Source organism: Pseudomonas sp. ERMR1:02 (assembly GCF_002277815.1).
Taxonomy (GTDB): domain Bacteria; phylum Pseudomonadota; class Gammaproteobacteria; order Pseudomonadales; family Pseudomonadaceae; genus Aquipseudomonas.
In genome coordinates this window covers 65954-82417 of the sequence record NZ_NKJI01000008.1, presented here as the reverse complement: position 1 = coordinate 82417, position 16464 = coordinate 65954, and the positions used below count along the sequence as shown (strand labels likewise).

Annotated in this window: 11 protein-coding genes and 5 pseudogenes; 1 reads left to right on the top strand and 15 read right to left on the bottom strand. The window is 59.9% G+C overall.

Features of this window, described 5'->3' with window-relative positions:
• Positions 1-7: 7 nt before the first annotated feature.
• The 4 genes and pseudogenes from CES87_RS16360 to CES87_RS16345 all read right to left on the bottom strand — a co-directional run bounded on the left by CES87_RS16360 (position 8) and on the right by CES87_RS16345 (position 4258).
• Positions 8-1135: a GNAT family N-acetyltransferase gene (locus CES87_RS16360; protein WP_128606937.1), complete on the bottom strand. Its 1128-nt coding sequence runs from the start codon at positions 1133-1135 to the stop codon at positions 8-10.
• A 109-nt stretch (positions 1136-1244) separates the two neighbouring features.
• Entirely contained in the window at positions 1245-2162 is a 918-nt protein-coding gene (locus tag CES87_RS16355) for a carboxylesterase (protein WP_128606936.1), read from the bottom strand.
• Positions 2159-3552: pseudogene (locus CES87_RS16350) on the bottom strand (aspartate aminotransferase family protein). The gene CES87_RS16355 and the pseudogene CES87_RS16350 overlap by 4 nt, the downstream one beginning before the upstream one ends.
• Positions 3545-4258, bottom strand: a complete 714-nt coding sequence (locus CES87_RS16345) for an MtnX-like HAD-IB family phosphatase (protein ID WP_128606935.1) — start codon at positions 4256-4258, stop codon at positions 3545-3547. The pseudogene CES87_RS16350 and the gene CES87_RS16345 overlap by 8 nt, the downstream one beginning before the upstream one ends.
• 219 nt (positions 4259-4477) lie before the next feature.
• Here CES87_RS16345 and CES87_RS16340 point away from each other — a divergent pair, with 219 nt between their 5' ends.
• Positions 4478-5239 (top strand): MipA/OmpV family protein, encoded by a 762-nt coding sequence (locus tag CES87_RS16340; RefSeq protein ID WP_128606934.1) that lies wholly within the window; start codon positions 4478-4480, stop codon positions 5237-5239.
• A gap of 144 nt (positions 5240-5383) precedes the next feature.
• Here the strand turns inward: CES87_RS16340 and CES87_RS16335 are convergent.
• The 11 genes and pseudogenes from CES87_RS16335 to CES87_RS16285 all read right to left on the bottom strand — a co-directional run bounded on the left by CES87_RS16335 (position 5384) and on the right by CES87_RS16285 (position 16194).
• Positions 5384-5778, bottom strand: a pseudogene (locus CES87_RS16335) (transporter).
• A 10-nt stretch (positions 5779-5788) separates the two neighbouring features.
• A pseudogene (locus CES87_RS16330) lies at positions 5789-6162 on the bottom strand (transporter).
• A pseudogene (locus CES87_RS16325) lies at positions 6159-7075 on the bottom strand (arginase). The pseudogenes CES87_RS16330 and CES87_RS16325 overlap by 4 nt, the downstream one beginning before the upstream one ends.
• A gap of 235 nt (positions 7076-7310) precedes the next feature.
• Entirely contained in the window at positions 7311-7640 is a 330-nt protein-coding gene (locus CES87_RS16320) for a GlpM family protein (RefSeq protein WP_178081433.1), read from the bottom strand.
• Between the two features lie 20 nt (positions 7641-7660).
• Positions 7661-8939: pseudogene (locus tag CES87_RS16315) on the bottom strand (sigma-54-dependent transcriptional regulator).
• A gap of 31 nt (positions 8940-8970) precedes the next feature.
• Entirely contained in the window at positions 8971-10884 is a 1914-nt protein-coding gene (locus tag CES87_RS16310; protein ID WP_128606931.1) for a sensor histidine kinase, read from the bottom strand.
• A 153-nt stretch (positions 10885-11037) separates the two neighbouring features.
• Complete coding sequence (locus tag CES87_RS16305) at positions 11038-11772, bottom strand: amino acid ABC transporter ATP-binding protein (protein WP_096513228.1); 735 nt, start codon at positions 11770-11772, stop codon at positions 11038-11040.
• On the bottom strand, positions 11769-12440 hold the full coding sequence (locus CES87_RS16300) for an amino acid ABC transporter permease (RefSeq protein WP_128607081.1): 672 nt from the start codon (positions 12438-12440) through the stop codon (positions 11769-11771). Before CES87_RS16300 ends, CES87_RS16305 begins: the two co-directional genes overlap by 4 nt.
• The gene (locus tag CES87_RS16295; protein WP_128606930.1) at positions 12440-13186 is read right to left on the bottom strand and encodes an amino acid ABC transporter permease; all 747 of its coding nucleotides are present in this window, start codon (positions 13184-13186) and stop codon (positions 12440-12442) included. Before CES87_RS16295 ends, CES87_RS16300 begins: the two co-directional genes overlap by 1 nt.
• Positions 13187-13379: 193 nt before the next feature.
• Positions 13380-14294: a glutamate/aspartate ABC transporter substrate-binding protein gene (locus tag CES87_RS16290; RefSeq protein ID WP_128606929.1), complete on the bottom strand. Its 915-nt coding sequence runs from the start codon at positions 14292-14294 to the stop codon at positions 13380-13382.
• Between the two features lie 274 nt (positions 14295-14568).
• Positions 14569-16194: a glucan biosynthesis protein D gene (locus tag CES87_RS16285; RefSeq protein WP_128606928.1), complete on the bottom strand. Its 1626-nt coding sequence runs from the start codon at positions 16192-16194 to the stop codon at positions 14569-14571.
• Positions 16195-16464 lie beyond the last annotated feature (270 nt).

Here is a 16464-nt window from a genome sequence, read left to right as displayed (position 1 = left end):
GCTTCGCTTATTGCTGCTCGCTTATCGCAGCAGCCATGGCAGGGTCGGATCGGTCCGGGCGGATAAACATTTTTACCAGCCGCAACAGGCTGTCGAGCAGGCGGTTGCGGTGGCGGAAAAACACGGTGTTGCCGGTAAACGAGCACCCCAGGCGCAGCTTGTTGGCATAGCCGGCCTGGCCGCACGCATAGATCGCAAGGCCGTGTTCAATACAGTAGTCGACATTGGTCAGCCAGCTGCGCACGTACAGGTTGTGCTCGCGGGTTTTGCTCAGGTCGTGGGCAAAGAACTTGTCCACCAGGCGCTGCTCGTCCAGCAGCACCAGATTGAAAGCCACCAGCTCTTCGCCCAGCCAATAGAGCACACATGCCGCGCGCTTATCGAGGTGTTCCAGCACTTGTCGGAAGTAGCCCGGTGGCAGGCGCTCGAAGGTCAGGTCGCTGCGGGCGAGCGTGGCTTCGTAAAGCTGCATCATTCGCGGGAGCTGGTCTTGCACCGAACGTCGCCATTCGATGCGCGGGCCTTGGCCGCGCAGGGTGCGGCGCAAGTCTTTGCGGGTGGATTTGCCTAGGGTGCCGAGGTAGGCGTCGACGGAGCCGAAGGTAATCGGCAATTGGGCACTGGGCAGACCGGGCATATTTTGCAGCCCCGCGTCATGGCAGGCCTGCAACCACTGTGGGTCACGGTGCGAGGCGTCCTTGACCGCCAACAGACCGATGCCGGCCTGATCGGCATCCTTGCGCGCCAGATTCAATAGTTGTTCGAGCAGGGCAGGGCGCCGATTCGTGGCGATATGCCGGGCTGTGCCGACATGGCACTGCTCGGCCACCGGCGAGCCGAGGGCGTAGAGGCGCACATCGAACAGCCCCGGCCAGCAGCGCCGCAACCGTTCGCTGATGCGTTTGCCCAGGCCTTGAACCGTGGTGTCCAGCGAGTATGCGGTGGTGAACGCCACGGCTGCCGCAATCAATACATCGCCTTCAAACAGCGCCAGATAGCGCCATTGAAAATCGGCAATGCCCGAGCGTTCAACGGCCCGGTAGTAATCCCAATTCTCCAGTTCGTCGGGGAAACAGTCATTCCAGGCACCGCGGTCGAGGGCTTCGATCGTCGAAAAGGCGAGGGCAGTGATCACTTCGTTTCCTTAAAATTGCTCACAATTGCGGCCGTTACCCGATCTCCTGTAGGAGCGAGCTTGCTCCGGGCGGCGTTTCGACGATGGTCGTCAACGATAACGCGGGATTTCAGGATGAACGCGGCGCTCTTGAGTCCATCGCGAGCAAGCTCGCTCCTACAGGATTGCGTTGTGGGGCGGTTGCTTGTCGCATGAAGCGGTGCTGGATAAAGTCCGCGCTCAACTCCACCACGCGCCGGTATTGCAGGTCGACGGTGATCATGTGATAGCAGTCGTCCAGCAGGACTTTCACTACCGGTCCACCGAGTTTGCGTTCCACGTAATCGGCGTTCCAGCGGCTGGTGATGTCGTCTTCTCGCGAGTGCAGCACCAACGCTTGGGTGGTGATCTGTGGCATGCGTTTTTTCACCGCCGCCACCAGTCGATGCAACTCCCGAACACTCACGCCGGACATGGACAGCAGCCCGGCATTGCTGCTTTCGCCCGCCTTCATCTGTCGCTCGACGATTGCCCGCAGGCGTTCGTCCTTGATGCCAAAGGGGGATTTTTCGTTGAAGCGGCACAGGTGCACCCCAAACGGAATCGACATCACCAGGCTGCTCAATTTCGCGATCCAGGGCATGTTCCAGCCGTCGTAACGCAGCGTCGTCGAGTACAGCATCAAGCCTTCGATCTGCCCCGGATGCTCGGCTGCCAGATACATCGACAACACCGCGCCCATGGACAAACCGCCGACGAACACGTGCTCGTGTTTACGCCGTATACCGACGAAGGTGTTGCGCGCGCTCTCGTACCAGTCGCGCCAACCCGTGGCTTGCAGGTCTGCATTGTCACCGCAGTGGCCGGCCAGGGTCGGTACGTAGACGGTGTGTCCGGCCTTGGCCAGTCCCATGGCGACCCGGCGCAGTTCTGTCGGGGTGCCGGTGAGGCCGTGGATCAACAGCACCGCGACCTCCCCGCTGCCGAGAATGAATCCGGCGCTGCCTTCGCCCATGTCTATTGCATCGGGTGAAAGCGCGGCGTTCATCGTTGCATCGCTCGGTGCAGCAGACGATCGAGCAGGGCGATACCCAGATCGATTTCCTGATAGCTGATCTCCAGCGACGGTGCCAGGGTGATCACGTTCTTGTAGTAACCACCCACATCGAGGATCAGACCCAGGCGTTTGCCGTCGATTTCGATGTCGCCCTTCATGCCTTCTTCGACCATGAAGTCCAGTGTCGCCTTGTCCGGCGTGAACCCGTCCGGGCCGCAGATTTCGCAACGCAGGGCCAGACCCAGACCGTCGACGTCGCCGATGATCGGGTAGCGCTTCTGCAGGTCTTTCAAGCCTTCAAGGAAGTACGCGCCTTTGTTCATGACCATCGCGCCGTAATCGACTTCGCTGGTCATCTTGAACATTTCCAAGCCCACCGCAGTACCTAGCGGGTTGGAGGCGAAGGTCGAATGTGTCGAACCCGGCGGGAAGACTTTGGGGTTGATCAGCTCTTCCTTCGCCCAGATGCCGCCCAGCGGATTGAGGCCGTTGGTCAAGGCTTTGCCGAAGACGATCACATCCGGTTTGACGTCGAAGTGCTCGATCGACCACAGCTTGCCGGTGCGATAGAAACCCATCTGGATTTCGTCGACCACCATCAAGATGCCGTGCTGGTCCAGCACATGCTTGAGTTCGCTGTAGAAGTTCATCGGCGGGATCACGTAGCCGCCGGTGCCCTGGATCGGCTCGACGTAGAACGCTGCGTACTCGCTCTGGCCGACTTTCGGGTCCCAGACGCCGTTGTATTCGGTCTCGAACAAGCGCGCGAATTGCTGCACGCAGTGGCTGCCGTACTCTTCCTTGGTCATGCCTTTCGGGCCACGGAAGTGGTAAGGAACGGGATGAAATTGGCGCGCTCGCCGAAGTGGCCGTAGCGACGGCGATAGCGGTAGCTGGAGGTGATCGACGATGCGCCGAGGGTGCGCCCGTGGTAACCACCCTCGAAGGCGAACATCAGGCTCTTGCCGTTCGTGGCGTTGCGCACCACTTTCAGTGAGTCCTCGATGGACTGCGAGCCACCGACGTTGAAGTGCACCCGGCCGTCGAGGCCGAATTTTTTCTTCGCATCAACGGCGATCATTTCCGAGAGTTCGATCTTGCCCTTGTGCAGGTACTGGCTGGCGATCTGCGGCAGGGTGTCGATCTGCTGTTTCAGCGCGTTGTTCAGGCGCGGGTTGGCGTAGCCGAAGTTGACCGCCGAGTACCACATTTGCAGGTCGAGGTACGCTTGATCGCTGGTGTCCCAGACATAGGAGCCTTCGCAGCGGCTGAAAATCCGCGGCGGTTCGATGTAGTGGACGGTGTCGCCGTAGGAGCAGTATTTGGCTTCTTTTTCCAGCAGAACCTGGTCTTCAGCGGTGGCGATTCGAATATCAGACATGATGGAAGAGTTCCTGTGTTTCCGAATTGAGGGTTTCGGTGCTGAAAGAAGTGGCGTTGGCGGCACTGGCGTTTGGTAGCAGGGCCAACAGGGCAGGGAGTTCGGCGAAACTGTCGAACCGGGCATAGGTAATGCCGTTGCGCTCGCAGTGCTCGGCCAGGCGATCCTTGGCGAACACAAAATCGGCAGTGGCGGCCACGCACATGTCGGACTGACCGTCACCGATCACCAGCACGCGCCTGGCATTGGGCGTGGATTTGCATTTGCAGTTGCCGGCAGCGGCGCGGCAGGCATCGCTGGCGTGCGGGAAGTCGATGCGCCAGCTGTCGTGATCGAGCTGACGCAAGCGGTTGGCGAGGATCGGCAGGAGGCTGACATAGTTGCGCGCCAGGATCCGCGCGATGCCTTGTTCGATACCATCGCTGACCACTTCAAGGGACGCGCCGAGACCGATGACGTGGTCGACGAAGTCGGGAAAGTCCGGATCGATTTCGATGCTATCGAAGAATCCGAGCAGCTCGGTCGGCGTCGCCTTGACCAGCGAGAGCTGGCGGCTGAGGCATTCACGGGAACCGATATCGCCGGCCAGCCACTCGTCTTCGATCGCTTCCCAGCTCGGGTCGGCGAATCGTTGGAGGATGCTGTCGATCACGTCGGTGCGGGTGATGGTTCCGTCGAAATCACACACGATATGCCAGTCAATCATCTGTTTTACCTATTGGGCCTGACGCGCTGTCTGCGCTTGCCAATGCGGTAGAGCAGGGACTGTGCCAATCGTGTCCGGCCCAGCAGGGCTGGGGTTCTGTCAGGTTTGGATGTTGACGAAGCTACAATTTTTGTAGGTCGCTACAAACAACATGAGTGCTTGCTTGGTCGAGGGAATCGGGGGATTGATGCGCGCATGTCCCGTTAAAGGAATTGCCTCATGTCGAGGATTACCGTGGCGCTGTTTGCAGCGCTGACCTGCCTTTCAATCAACGCCAGGGCCGAAGGCATTACCGGTGAAGCCGGGCTTGGCCTCAGCTATCAACCCCATGATCCGACCGGCAGTCGCTACGAAAGCCGGCCAGTGCCGTACCTTGATCTGGACTGGGGCGACGTCAGCCTGAGCACCGATGACGGGCTGACCTGGAATGCGTTCAAAGCCAATGGCTTCAGCGCCGGGCCGTACGTGAATTACCTGCCAGGGCGGACCTCCAATGGCCAGTTGCGTGGCCTGCGCGACGTGCCGGATATGGGCGAGGTGGGCGGGTTCGTGCAGTACGCGCCGGCCGATTTCTGGCGGGTGTTTGCCTCTGTTGGCCAGGCTGTCGGTGGGGGGCACGGGCAGGGTGGAGTGCTTGGGCGGGTCGGTGGGGAGCTGGGTTATCCAGTGGGCGGCGGCGTGATTGGCAGCACCAACCTCACGGCCCATTTCGCCGATGCCCGGCAAACGCAGACCTATTTCGGCGTCAGTGCCGATGAATCCCAGGCCTCGGGAATTCGCCGCTACAACGCTGGCGGTGGGTTGCAGAACGTGGCGTTGACCCAGAGCTTCGAGTTTCCACTGGCACCGCACTGGTCGTTGCTGACCAGCGCGAGCTGGATTCACCTGACGGGTTCTGCGGCGGACAGCAGCATTGTCAAAGCCGTCGGGCGTGCAGACCAGGTTGAAGCGCAGGTGGCGATTGCCTACAAGTTTGACTAGAGAGTTTTATTGGCCTGGCTGACGCCTTCGCGGGCAAGTCGGAACGCCGCCCGCTCGCGCCTACAGGGGATTTGGGTCAACTGTAGGAGCGAGCGGGCGGCGTTCCGACTTGCCCGCGAAGAGGCCTTTGTGATCAACACAAATCTACTTTTCCTCACCCTCGGCCAGCAACGCAATCCCGCCCATGATCACCGCCACACCCACCCAGTGCAGCACGCTGATCTGCTCCCCAACCCCAGCCACGACCCCAGCAGCACCCCGACAAACACCAGTGAACTCAAGGGAAACGCCAGGGACAGACTGCTGCGCCGCAGATCAGCATCCACACAAAAACGCCCCGATGTAGCAGGCAATCGCCAGCCACACACCAGGATTGACCGCCACGGCGAGCAGCCATTGCAGGTTGAAATCCATTTGCCCCAGTTGATCGCCGCCCACTTGGTGGCGATCTGGCCGGCGCTTTCGAAGCCGATCAGCAGCGCCCAAAGGACGATGGTGCCGAGGCGTTCGTGCAGCCAGTCAGACTTGCTACTGATCATCGATTGACCTTCATCCATGAGCAACACACACGAGCATCACGCCGCCGTAATGACCAGCGTGCCAAGCCAGCGCCGACGGCTGACGGATTCGCCGAGGATCATTTTGCCGGCCAGCACTACGCCGCAATAAGCCAGTGCCGCTGCCGGAAACAACAGGCTCAGTGGCGCCCGGGACAGCGCTTCGAGCCAGACGAAAAACTCGATCACATAGGCGCCGATGCCGCACCACAGCAGTGGGGCGTTGAACACCTGCCCCCAGAACGCGTTCAGGCGAAACCCGCCTTCCAGTTCCGGCAAACGGTCCAGGCCGAGCTTGAAACAGAGCTGGCCGATGACGTCCAGCACAATGGAAAATGCCACCAGAACGATTACAGTCAAGTTCATGGGAACAGCTCCTCGAACAACTCGATCAGGGCCTGATTGGTCGTGGCGTTGCGCAGCAGATCTGCTTCGCTCCAGCGCTCCGCCGGGGGCTGGTCGGACCTGGCTTCCCAGCGTTGAAGGCGTTGCTGAACGCCGGGCGGGCGTACTCGCCACAGATGTCGATGCCGAGGATGCGTTTACTGGCCGCGAGCACACGAATCGCCTGCAACAGATGACTCAAGCGCATGCCGCCCTGATCCCAGTTGGTCGCCGCGTCTTCGCTGGCCAGCACATCCTTGTCGATGGTGATCCACACCGCTTTGGTGGGCAGGTGGCGACCAGTTGCTGGAGAAATTGCGACCAGTCCAGCCCGGACAGGTTGCGCCAGTGCAGCAGGTTTTCCTGTTGTCGATGCCCGGCACCGTCACCGATCATGCCCCAGATTTTCGAGGGCGGACGCTGCCAGGGGAATATCTGCAAAACACCGCGTTCGAGCGCACGCAGATTGCCGCCCTTGAACTGCGGATTTTGCAGGTCATCGCTGCACGGACCGAGGGTGACGATGCGCTGGATATTCGGCAGTTTCAGCGCCTGATTGACCCACGAACCGCAATGTCGGCGCGGGGCGAATCGGACCCAGTCAGGGTGGTTGTCAAAGTGGATCAGGCTTACCGGCTCCGGCAAGTCGGTCAGAAAGGCCGGGGTCAAATGGTGGTAGTCGCCGGAACCGACGAAGAAAATTTCCGGCTGCGGGCCTGTGTGCCGGGCCTTTGCTGCAGGCGTTCGGTAAAGCGATGCCAGGTGCGTTCACTTGACCACAGCCGCAGTTTCGGGCCGAGGTCGAGCAGGTCAAGGCGTTTGGCGCGGCCGCTTTCGAGCAACTGCGCGATGGGGCCTGGGCAGTCAGGCTGTGGTCGAGATCTAAAATGTTCAAGGTCAGGATTTTCCCTTGGCAGGCCTGCCAGACACCGGCTTCATCGATCATGAAGGCCGGCCGGGGGGCTTTTGGGGGTAAATGCAAGGGATGGGCCAGCCACGAACGATCGGACACCATCCTGTTGTTGTAGGAGCGAGGCTTGCCCGCGAAGAGGCCGGTACATTCAACATGGATGGCGACTGACTCGACGCCTTCGCGGGCGAGCCTCGCTCCTACAAGGGCAGTGTAGTGTTCAGGCTTGGAAGCGTACCCAGACGCTGACGAGCACAGTCGCAGCCATCAACCACGCCACCGCCGCCACGGCCAGCGAAGCCTCCAGCCGCATCCGGTCCACCATCACATACAAGGCCGCCAGGTAGACGAAATATGGAATGATCGACCACATGCCAAACACGATGGTGGTCTTCAGATCATCAATCGAGCGCCCCTTGCCGACGATGTAATGGGCGATCAGCGCAAAGGTCGGAAACAGCGGCACCAACCCGGCGATGTAATAGTTTTTGGTCCTGGCCAGGGCGGCGAGTATCACCACCACTGCCGCGCCCAGGGTTGCTTTGAGAATCAGGTCCACACACGTCTCGCTTAATGGCTCAGGCCGTACTTTTTCACTTTGTCGAACAGTGTGGTCTTGGCCATGCCCAGTTCCTGGCTGGCCTGAGTCAGGTTGCCGCCGCTGCGCTGCAAGCATCATCAACAGGTTGCGTTCGAAAGCTTCCACCGCTTCGGCGAAGGCCAGGCCTTGAGCGCTGCCGCCCGCGCCGGGTTTTTTGAAGGCCGGAAGACCGAGGGCAAAACGTTCGGCGACGTTACGCAGTTCGCGCACGTTGCCCGGCCAGTCGTGGCTCATCAGGGTCGACAGGGTCTGGTTATCCAGTTCCGGCGCGGTGCGGTCGAAACGCAGGGACGATTGCTGCAGAAAATATTGGAACAGTTGCAGGATATCTTCGCGACGTTCGCGCAGCGGCGGCAGTTCCAGGGTCACCACGTTGAGGCGGTAATAGAGGTCGCTGCGGAACTCGCCGGCCTTGCTCGATTGGTCCAGGTCGGACTTGGTCGCAGCGATGACCCGGCAATCCACCGCCACGCTCTGGTTCGAACCGAGGCGTTCGAGGGTGCGTTCCTGCAACACCCGCAGCAGTTTGATCTGCAGCGGCAGCGGCATGCTTTCTACTTCGTCGAGGAACAGCGTGCCGCCGTCGGCATGTTCGATCTTGCCGATCCGGCGTTTGCCAGCGCCGGTGAAGGCATTGGCTTCATGGCCGAAGATTTCGCTCTCGAACAGGTTCTCTGGCAGACCGCCGCAGTTCAGCGCAACGAATTGCTTGGTATGTCGGCGACTGAAGTCATGCAGGCAGCGCGCGACCAGTTCCTTGCCGGTGCCGGTTTCACCCTCGATCAGCACGTTGGCCGAGGTATCGGCGACGTTGGCAATAAGTTCGCGCAGGGTCTGCATGGCAGGCGAACGGCCGATGATCCGGCCTTCGAGGGAATCGCGCTCGGCCAGTTGCCGGCGCAACGACGAGACTTCCCGCGCCAGGCTGCGTTGCTCCAGCGCGCGGCGTGCCACATCCACCAGGCGTTCAGGGGAGAAGGGCTTCTCCATGAAATCGTAGGCGCCTTTCTGCATCGCACCGACGGCCATGGAAATGTCGCCGTGGCCGGTTATCAACACCACCGGCAAGCTGCGGTCGCGGGCCTTGAGGCGGTTCAGCAGCTCCAGGCCATCAATGCCCGGCAGGCGAATGTCGCTGATGACGATGCCGGCAAAGTTGTCACCCACCCGCTCCAGAGCTTCTTCCGCGCTGGCGACACCAACGCAGGGAATGTCTTCCAGCGTCAGCGCCTGCTGGCAGCCGAGCAGTACGTGGGGGTCGTCTTCGACGATCAAAACACTAAGGTCGTTGTTCATATTGGCTCGGCGGGAGTGGGCTTACCAACGGTAAACTGAGGACGAATGCGGTGCCACCGCTGGCCGGGTGCTCGACACCCAGATGACCGCCGGTGGCGGCGGCCAGGCTCGCAGAAAGGGTCAGGCCAAGGCCCAGGCCCTGTTCGCCGGGTTTGGTGGTGAAGAACGGTTCGAATAAATGCTTGCGCGCTTCGGCGTCGATGCCGTGGCCGTTGTCGCGGACACGCAGCCGATACTTGCCGTCGACTGTGTCGCCTTCGAGCCACAACACCGGCTGCGGCTGCGCCTGCATGGCATCGAGGGCGTTACCGATGAGATTGACCAGAATCTGCTCCAGACGGGTCTGGTCGATCTGCACCTGCACATCTTCGAAATGGCGGTGCAGTTGCAAATGGGCGTTTTCCACCCGTGCGCCGAGCAACTGCAAGGCGGCGTCCACGCCTTTGCCGAGGCCGGCCTGACCCTTGTCGTCACCGCGCCGGGCGAAGGAACGCAGGCTGGCGGTGATCCGGCCCATGCGGTCGATCAATTCGTTGATGGTCTTGAGGTTGGTGCTGGCCACGTCCAATTGACCGCGCTCGAGAAAACGCACGGTATTGCCGGACAGCGTACGCAGCGCCGCCAGGGGCTGGTTCAATTCGTGGGCGATGCTGGTGGACATCTGGCCGATGGCCGCGAGCTTGCCGGCCTGCACCAGTTCATCCTGAGCGCGACGCAGCGTCTCTTCGGCTTGACGCCGTTCGCGGATCTGGCCCTTGAGCCGTTCGTTGCTGGCGCGCAGGTCGACGGTGCGTTCGGTAATCCGACGCTCCAGTTGATTGTTGGCTTCCTGCAAGGCTTCCCGGGCGGCTAGGCGGGTGGCGATCACCTTGCGCCGCTCGTTCCAGGCGATCAACAGAAACGCCACGAGGGCAAACGCCACCGCCACCAGAATCCCCTGATTGATCGCTTCGCGGCGTAAATCCTGCAGCGGCGTCAGCAGGGTGAAATTCCACGGCGTATCGCTCAAGGGCCTGGTTTGAGACAGGTAGCTGATGTTTTCTTCGTCGGAAACCAGTTCGCTGTTGGCCGGAAAGGTCAGTTTCTCCACGCCTTCGGACAGGGTTTCCCGGGCCAGCGGTTGCAGTTCGTTGAGCGGGAACCAGTAATACTGAAGGCTGCGGGCCAGTTTTTCCTTGGTCTCATCGCTCAGTGGTACCACCGATTTCAAGCGACGCGCCGGATCGCTGGACAGAATAATGATGCCGTTCTCGTCGCTGACGAAGGCTTCCAGGCGCGCTCGCTGCCAACGTTCTTCCATGGCTTCGAGGCGGACCTTGACCACCGCGACACCGATGATCTTGCCGTGTTCTTCCAGGCCATGAGCCAGGTAGTAACCGGGTTCGCCGTTGGTGCTGCCGATGCCGTAGAAACGTCCTGGCTGACCGCGCACGGCGTTCTGGAAATAGGCACGGAAGGACAGGTCTTCACCGAGGTAACTGTCAACATCGCGCCAGTTGCTGGTGGCCATGACGCGACCGGTGGTATCCATCACGTAAATGGCCCGACTGCGGCTGCGCCGGTTCAGGCCTTCCAGGTAATCGTCGACCGTTTGCCGGTGTTCCGGGGTCGGGTCGGCCAGCAGTATCGAAACACTGGTTTCGAGTTCCAGCAGGCTGGGCAGGTAGGTGTACTTGCTGATTTCGCTTTCGACGGCGCGGGCGTGCAACTCCAGCTGGCGCTGGCCGTTTTCGCCGAGGCTGCGGATGCCGTAGTGCTCACTGACCCAGAAGCCGATATAACCCAGTCCGATCATCAGCGCGATGATCAGTGGCGGCAGGAACAGATGTCGAATCAGACGGGGTTTCACGGCGAGTGATGGCGACGCGGCGCGATAGAGATTGGGGTCGCATTTCATCACAGATGCCTTGGGTCAACCACAACACTTGCTCTCGATCCAATGCCGGCCCTTTGTAGGAGCGAGCTTGCTCGCGATGGTGTGTCATACGACACGGTGTATCTGACACTCCATCGCGAGCAAGCTCGCTCCTACACAGGGCAGCGGTGTGGCTTAGTGCTGCAGAATCTTGTTGAGGAAGTGCTGCGTACGATCGGCGCGATGGCTGATGTCGCCGAAGAACTCTTCTTTCTTGCAGTCTTCGATGATCTTGCCCGCGTCCATGAAGATCACGCGATCGGCCACTTTACGGGCGAAGCCCATTTCGTGGGTCACGCACATCATGGTCATGCCTTCGTGGGCCAGTTGCACCATCACGTCCAGCACTTCGTTGACCATTTCCGGGTCCAGCGCCGAGGTCGGTTCGTCGAACAGCATGACGATCGGGTCCATCGCCAGCGCACGGGCAATCGCCACACGCTGCTGCTGACCACCGGAGAGCTGACCCGGGTGCTTGTGGGCATGAGCCGAGAGGCCGACACGCTCCAGCAATTGCAGGCCTTTCTTGGTCGCTTCGGCCTTGCTGCGGCCCAGCACCTTGATCTGCGCGATGGTCAGGTTTTCGGTGATGGTCAGGTGCGGGAACAGTTCGAAATGCTGGAACACCATGCCCACGCGCGAACGCAGTTTCGGCAGGTTGGTCTTCGGGTCGGCAATGGACGTGCCGTCGACCACGATGTCACCTTTCTGGAACGGTTCCAGCGCGTTGACGCACTTGATCAGGGTCGACTTGCCGGAACCGGACGGCCCGCACACGACGATCACTTCGCCTTTTTTGACCTCGGTGCTGCAATCAGTCAGCACCTGGAAGTCCCCATACCACTTGTTGATGTTTTTGATAGAGATCATACGGCGAACCTTTTTTGCAGACGCTTGACCAGCTGCGAGGCGGCAAAGCTGATGATGAAGTACACGAGACCTGCGAAGATCAGGAACTCATTGGAGCGCCCAATGATGTCGCCACTGGCGCGCGAAGCATTGAGGAAGTCCACCAGGCCGACGGCGTAGACCAGCGAGGTGTCCTGAAACAGGATTATGCTCTGTTGCAGCAACAGCGGGGTCATCTTGCGGAACGCCTGCGGCAGGATGATCAGGCGCATCATCTGGCCATAGCTCATGCCCAGCGCTTGCGCAGCACCCATCTGACCCCGGGGAATCGACTGCACGCCGGCCCGGACGATTTCACAGAAGTACGCCGCTTCGAACATCATGAAGGCCACGATGCAGGAAGCGAACGCGCCGATCGGGGTGTCTTCGCCGGTGATCCAGCGCAGCACGAACGGCACCGCCAGGTAGAACCAGGTGATGACCAGCAGCAACGGAATCGAACGGAAGTAGTTAACGTAGGCGCCGGCAATGTTCGACAGCAGTTTGCTGTGGGACAGGCGCATCAGGGCCAGGATGGTGCCGAGAATGATCCCGCCAACCACGCCCAGGACCATCAGTTGCAGGGTCATGACCATGCCGTTCCATAAGCCCGGCAGGGACGGGATGATGCCCGAGAAGTCGAATTCCATCATTTACCCCCTACGGAAATCAGGCCTGGTACGGCGACTTTCTTCTCGACCATGCGCATCAGCAGCATCAGGCTCATGTTCATGGTGAAGTAGATCAGCGTGGCCAGGGTGAACGCTTCGAACAGGTTGGCGGAGAACTCGGCGGTCTGTTTGGTCTGCGCGAGCAGCTCCATCAGGCCGATCAGCGAGGCCACGGACGAGTTCTTGAAGACGTTGAGAAATTCCGAGGTGAGCGGCGGAATGATGATCCGGTAAGCCTGGGGCAGCAGCACGTTCCAGTAGATCTGCGGCAGCTTGAAGCCCATGGCGCGTGCAGCGGATTCCTGGCCTTTTGGCAGCGCCTGGATACCGGTGCGCACTTGTTCGCAGACCCGGGCAGCCGTAAACAGACCGAGACATACGACGACGCTTAGGTAGGCCGAGGTGGTCGGGTTCAGGTCCTGCTTGTACCACTCCTGCAGGTTTTCAGGCAGCAGATCAGGCACCAGGAAGTACCAGATGAACAGCTGAACCAGCAGCGGCACGTTACGGAAGAGTTCGACGTAGCAGGTGGCGATGCCCGACACGATGCGGTTCGGCACGGTACGCATGACGCCCAGAATCGAGCCCAGTGTCAGGGCAATGATCCATGCCACGATGGCGACGGCGATGGTCCAGCCCAAACCGGAGATGAACCAGTCGAGATAGGTCTCGCTGCCCACGCCGGTGGACTTGAAGAACACGCCCCAGTCCCAGTTGTAATTCATTAGGGTCTCCCCTCGGATTCGATCGATGTACAAGTACCCGCTTGGGGAAACTCCGTTCCCACCTGACCTTGATGGTCAGGCACACACGATCGGCTCGACAGCCACCGGTCCGAGTGTTTCCAGAAATGCCAGCAGGGAGTGACAACCTCCCGAAAGGGCAGTGGCCCTCTCAGGAGATAAGGTTAGTCAGAAATCAGGATTTCTTGTCGTCAGCCGCTTTATCGGTCGGCGTGGCGATCAGGGCCTTGAGCTCATTGCTCATCGGGAAGTTCAGGTTCAGGCCTTTTGGCGGGATTGGCTGCATGAACCATTTTTCGTAGATCTTGTTGATCTCGCCCGAAGCGTAGGTGGCCTTGATGGCGTCATCCACAGCCTTTTTGAACGGCTCGTCGCCTTTGCGCACCATGCAGCCGTAGATTTCGTAGGACTGTGGAGTACCGGTCACGGCCCAGTCAGTCGGTTTCTTGGCCTTGGCTGATTCACCGGCCAGCAGGGCGTCGTCCATCATGAAGGCCACGGCGCGGCCGGTTTCCAGCATCTGGAAGGACTCGCCATGGTCTTTGGCGGAGATGACGTTCATGTTCATCTGCTTGTCGGCATTCATCGACTTCAGGATGCGCTCGGATGTGGTGCCAGCGGTGGTCACGACGTTTTTGCCGGCCAGATCGCCGAAATCCTTGTACTGGGAACCTGCCTTGGTCAGCAGACGAGTACCGATTTCGAAGATGCCGACGGAGAAGTCAACTTGCTGCTGACGCTCGACATTGTTGGTGGTGGAGCCGCACTCGAGGTCCACGGTGCCGTTCTGCACCAGCGGGATACGGGTTTGCGAGGTGACCAGGTTGTATTTGACTTGCAGGTTCGGCAGGTCCAGGTCTTTTTTCAGGGCTTCGACGACTTTCAGCTGGATGTCGTGGGAGTAGCCGACCGGTTTGCCCGAAGCGTCTGCAATGTAGGAAAACGGAATGGAAGCGTCGCGATGTCCGAGGGTGATGACGCCGGACTCTTTGATCTTCTTCAGGGTGCCGGTGAGTTCGGCGGCGAAAACTGGAGTGCTGATCAGAGCGGCAGCAATGGCTGCGCCCAGGATATGGGGAACGATGCGCATCAAATTTTCCTCGACATTGTTTTTTTTATGGAGCCAGTTCATCGGCCTTTTGTGCTTCGAATGCCTGACGGCTCCTGAAGTGTTGCACAACAGACATTCGTCGAAGAAGTGTAGAGCATGACTCATGCCAGGCCAGGCTGAATGAATCAACTTATTGATATATAAGGAGATTAAAGTTTTTTTGCGCGAATTTTTACGTTGAATAATCCGGTTATCCGAACCGACCGGCAAGTCGCGTTCGGAAAACCGAATGGTGGCGGGGCGCAACCTGGTATCAGGGGTATTTGCGCTTGTCCGGTGCTGGCGGGAAGTATTGATACAACCAGGTTTCACTCAGCGTGCGGTCGTTGGTGCGAATGAACAGACGCAGTTCGACCGGTTCCACACTGTCGTTGGTCGGGTACCAGTCGAACAGGATGCGATAGCCCTTGATGTCATCGAGCACCAGCACGCTGAAATCCTTGACCTGCCCGTTCGAACACGTGACCACCGGTTCGATGCCGGCGCCTTCGGGCAAACGGTCCAGGCCGCCACCGGTGAAATCCACGGCAAAACGGCGTGCCCATACCTCAGGGTAATGCTCACCCGGCGCCCAACCTTCGGTGAACCCGCCCATCCCCGAACGAGTCGCGTGTACCCGCGCCAATGGTGTGCCAACAGGCGGCAGGGCGCTCCAGTAGAGCTTGTAGCCGTAGTTGAGCGAGTCGCCGGCCGCCACCGGTTTTTTCGGCGTCCAGAATGCGACGATGTTATCGAGGGTCTCGCCGGTCGTAGGAATTTCCAGCAGGTCGATAGAGCCTTCGCCCCACGGGGTTGTAGGTTCTACCCACAGACTCGGGCGTCGGCTGTACCAGTCGACGGTGTCCTGATAATTGGCGAACTCGTGATCGGTCTGCACCAGGCCGAAACCTTTCGGGTCATTATCCGCGAAGGCATTGAATTGCAGGGTGGCCGGGTTGTTCAGCGGGCGGCAGATCCACTCGCCGTTGCCACGCCACATCGCCAGGCGATCGGAGTCGTGGATCTGCGGGTGGATGGTGTCGCACATGCGGCGTTCGTGGGTGCCGCAGCTGAACATGCTGGTCATAGGCGCGATGCCCAATTGTTCTATCGCGGTGCGCGCGTTGACGTGGGCGTCGATCTCCATCACCACGCGCTCGGCCTGGCAATCGATATCAAAGCGGTAGGCGCCAGTGGCACTCGGGGAGTCGAGCAGGGCGTAGACCACGAAGCGGGTGCTGTCCTTGTCCGGCGTCTCGAACCAGAACTTGGTGAAGTCGGGGAATTCTTCGCGCTTCTTGGCGTAGGTGTCGATCGCCAGGCCGCGAGCCGACAAGCCGTATTGGCCGGTGGCGTCCACCGCGCGGAAATAGCTGGCGCCGAGGAAGGACACCACGTCGTGTTTATCCAGTTCCGGCGCCTTGAACAGCTTGAATCCCGAAAACCCCAGGTCGCCCGTGAGTTGCTTGGTGTCGACCGTGGTTTTTTCATAATTGAACAGCGACGGGTGGAAATGCACCTCGCGGGACATGCGGGTCTTGGGGTCAACACTGTACATGCGCACCGGTTGCTTGAAACCCATGCCGACGTGGAAAAACTGCACGTCCAGCTGACCCTTGAGCTCTTTCCACAGCGAATGGTCGCCGTCATAACGGATGGCGTTGAAATTCTGTGGGGTCATGGTTGCCAGGGTCGGTGGCAGCACCTGCTTGGTGTCCTGATAACGGTTGCTGGCGAGCTGCTTGGCCTGGATCTTCAGGGCGTCGAAGTCGAAGGCCTGGGCTTCACCGTCGGCGGTTTCGGTGGCTGCCCAGGCGCGGGCGGCGAGCAGGCCGGTGGCGGACAAACCGGTGTAGGCCGCGATAGCCATAGAGGCTTTGAGCAAGTTCCTGCGGTGCATAAATTCACCCTGTCGTGAACAATCCCGCGCCGTTCCTGGCGCGTACTGGATCAGAGATAACGGTTCGGACATGCCTTCGGCCAAACGCAACGGTCTTTAAACAGATGCCGAATAGCATAAACCGTTCGATCGCAGCGCAAAATTGATTGATGGCAAGACGCTGGCGCGGCAATGAAACAAGACGTTTCGGGAATTTTCCGACAGTGCCGTCTGATTTACAGGGCATTTCTGCTTTTTTTGACTAATTACTCTAAAAACCGCTTTTCAGCG